This is a genomic window from Nocardia sp. CC201C (assembly GCF_030010695.1).
Lineage (GTDB): Bacteria > Actinomycetota > Actinomycetes > Mycobacteriales > Mycobacteriaceae > Nocardia > Nocardia otitidiscaviarum.
Genome location: NZ_JASCXP010000668.1, coordinates 1 through 2227, shown reverse-complemented (window position 1 = coordinate 2227; position 2227 = coordinate 1). Strand labels below are relative to the sequence as shown.

Below are 2227 nucleotides of genomic sequence, written 5' to 3'. Positions count from 1 at the left end.
CCCCCCCCCCCCCCCCCCCCCCACGACGTGCTCTCCGACCGTCAGCCCGACGTCTGATTCCCGTTGTCCTCGGCCGACACCGTCATATAGACCTGGTACCGATCGGCGCGATACCAGGACTGCGCATGCTCCACACAGCGATCCCGCGAGTAGGACATGCGGTCGAAAGCCAGTAGCGGAGAACCGAGTTCGGTGCCGAGCCAGCCCGCGTGCCGCTCATCGGCGGCCACCGCGCGCACGCTCTGCTCGGCGCGGTCGATCGGGCAGTCGTACTCCTTGGCCAGCAGCGCGTACAGCGACTGGGTGAGGTCGTGCTCCAGCAGGCCGGGCAGCAGATCGGCGCGGTACCAGCCGTCGTCGATGGACATGGGCAGCCCGTCGGCCAACCGCAACCGCACCAGATGGAACGCCTTCGCGGTGGCGGTCAGCCCCAGTGCCGTGACGGAGGCGGGCGGCGGCGCCGCGTAATCGCTGTGCAGCACCACCGTGCTCGGGGTGCGGCCGAGGCGGCGCATATCGTCGCTGAACGAGGCCATGTGCAGCCGCGAGCGCGCCACCCGTTCGGCGACGAAGGTGCCCTTGCCGGGGATGCGGGTGATGACGCCCTCGGATTCGAGCTGGCTCAACACCTCTCGCACCGTCATCCGGCTCACGCGATAGTCGTCGCACAGCTGCCGCTCACTGGGCAGCATCTCGCCCGGGCGCAGCGTCGCGCACAGGGTGGTCAGCGCGGACCGCAGCTGGGCCTGTTTGGTTACGCGCCCGGCCACGTGGTCCCCGGGTGCGCCTGGTCCGCCGGGCTCATGCGCTCCTCTTACTTCTCGTTGCGGGCCTTGGGGAATCGCTTCTGCTTGGCGACCCAGCCCGCCATGCGCGCCCAGTGCCCCTTGGCCGGGGTCACCTTGGCGACGAGCTCACGCTCCCACTCCTGCGCCTCCGACAATCCGTTGACGGCCTCGACGAGCGCCTTGGCGGCGGCCATATCGGGCACCACGCGGTCACCGAGCACGCCCTCGTCACCTACCAGGGTGACACGGACGCCGATGCGCCCGAGCGGCTGCAACACCGCCGTGGCGGAGCCGCCGTTGTCGGCGACGAATCCCTTCACCGAATCGACGACGGACGGCGACAGTTTGACGGAAGCCGGGGCGGCGGTAGCGCTCATGCCGAGCAGTTTACCCATCGGTAAGACCGAGTTGATGTGCCACTGCCCACTGCACGGCCGCGCGGGTGTACAACTGGTAACCATGCGCGCCATCCAGGTTTCCGAGCACGGGGGTCCCGAGGTCCTGCGGTACGCGGAGGTGCCGGACCCGGTCATCGGGCCGAAACAGCTGCTGGTCGACACCGAGGCCATCGGGATCAACTTCATCGACACCTACATTCGCACCGGGCGGTATCCGCAGAACGTGCCGTACGTTCCGGGTGCGGAGGGCACCGGCGTGGTGGCGGCGGTGGGGGCCGAGGTCACCGAGTTCCAGGCCGGTGACCGCGTGGCGTGGGCGGCCGCCCCGGGCAGCTACGCCGAACGGGTCGCGGTGGACGAGGCGGTGGCGATTCCGGTGCCCGAGGGCATCGACGCGCCGGTCGCGGCCTCGGCGCTGTTGCAGGGCATGACGGCGCACTACCTGGTCGAGTCGATCTACAAGCCCGAACCGGGCGAGGCGGTGCTCGTGCACGCCGGGGCGGGCGGCGTCGGGCTGATCATCACCCAGCTGCTGGCCAAGCGCGGGGTGCGGGTCATCACCACCGTCTCCTCCGACGAGAAGGAGAAGCTCTCGCGCGAGGCCGGTGCCGCCGAGGTGCTGCGCTACGGCGACGAATTGGCCTCACGAGTACGGGAACTCACCGGCGGCGTGGGCGTGGCCGCGGTGTACGACGGGGTCGGCGCGAGCACGTTCGAGGCCAGTCTGGCCTCGCTGCGAGTGCGCGGCATGCTCGCGCTGTTCGGCGCGGCCAGCGGGCCGGTGCCACCGTTCGACCTACAACGCCTCAACGCGCTCGGCTCCCTGTTCGTCACCCGGCCGACGCTGGCCCACTACACCCGTGACCGGGCCGAACTGCTCTGGCGCGCCCGCGATGTCATGAACGCCATCGCCGACGGCTCGCTGCGCATCCGCGTCGGCGCGACCTATCCGCTGGCCGAGGCGGAGCAAGCCCACCGAGATCTGGAGGGGCGCAAGACAACCGGCTCCATCGTGCTGCTGCCGCGCTGAGGCGGAACCGA

At 70.3% G+C, this 2227-nt stretch carries 3 protein-coding genes; 1 reads left to right on the top strand and 2 read right to left on the bottom strand.

The window, feature by feature from the left end; translation table 11 throughout:
- Positions 1-41: 41 nt before the first annotated feature.
- Together QK444_RS35695 and QK444_RS35690 are read right to left on the bottom strand one after the other, a co-directional pair.
- Positions 42-770, bottom strand: coding sequence for a GntR family transcriptional regulator (locus QK444_RS35695; RefSeq protein WP_282786447.1), 729 nt, complete (start codon positions 768-770; stop codon positions 42-44).
- 44 nt (positions 771-814) lie between these two features.
- A complete protein-coding gene (locus tag QK444_RS35690) occupies positions 815-1165 on the bottom strand; it encodes a hypothetical protein (protein WP_039815106.1) in 351 nt (116 codons plus the stop codon).
- An 82-nt stretch (positions 1166-1247) separates the two neighbouring features.
- Here QK444_RS35690 and QK444_RS35685 point away from each other — a divergent pair, with 82 nt between their 5' ends.
- A complete protein-coding gene (locus QK444_RS35685) occupies positions 1248-2216 on the top strand; it encodes a quinone oxidoreductase (RefSeq protein WP_282786444.1) in 969 nt (322 codons plus the stop codon).
- Positions 2217-2227: the final 11 nt, after the last annotated feature.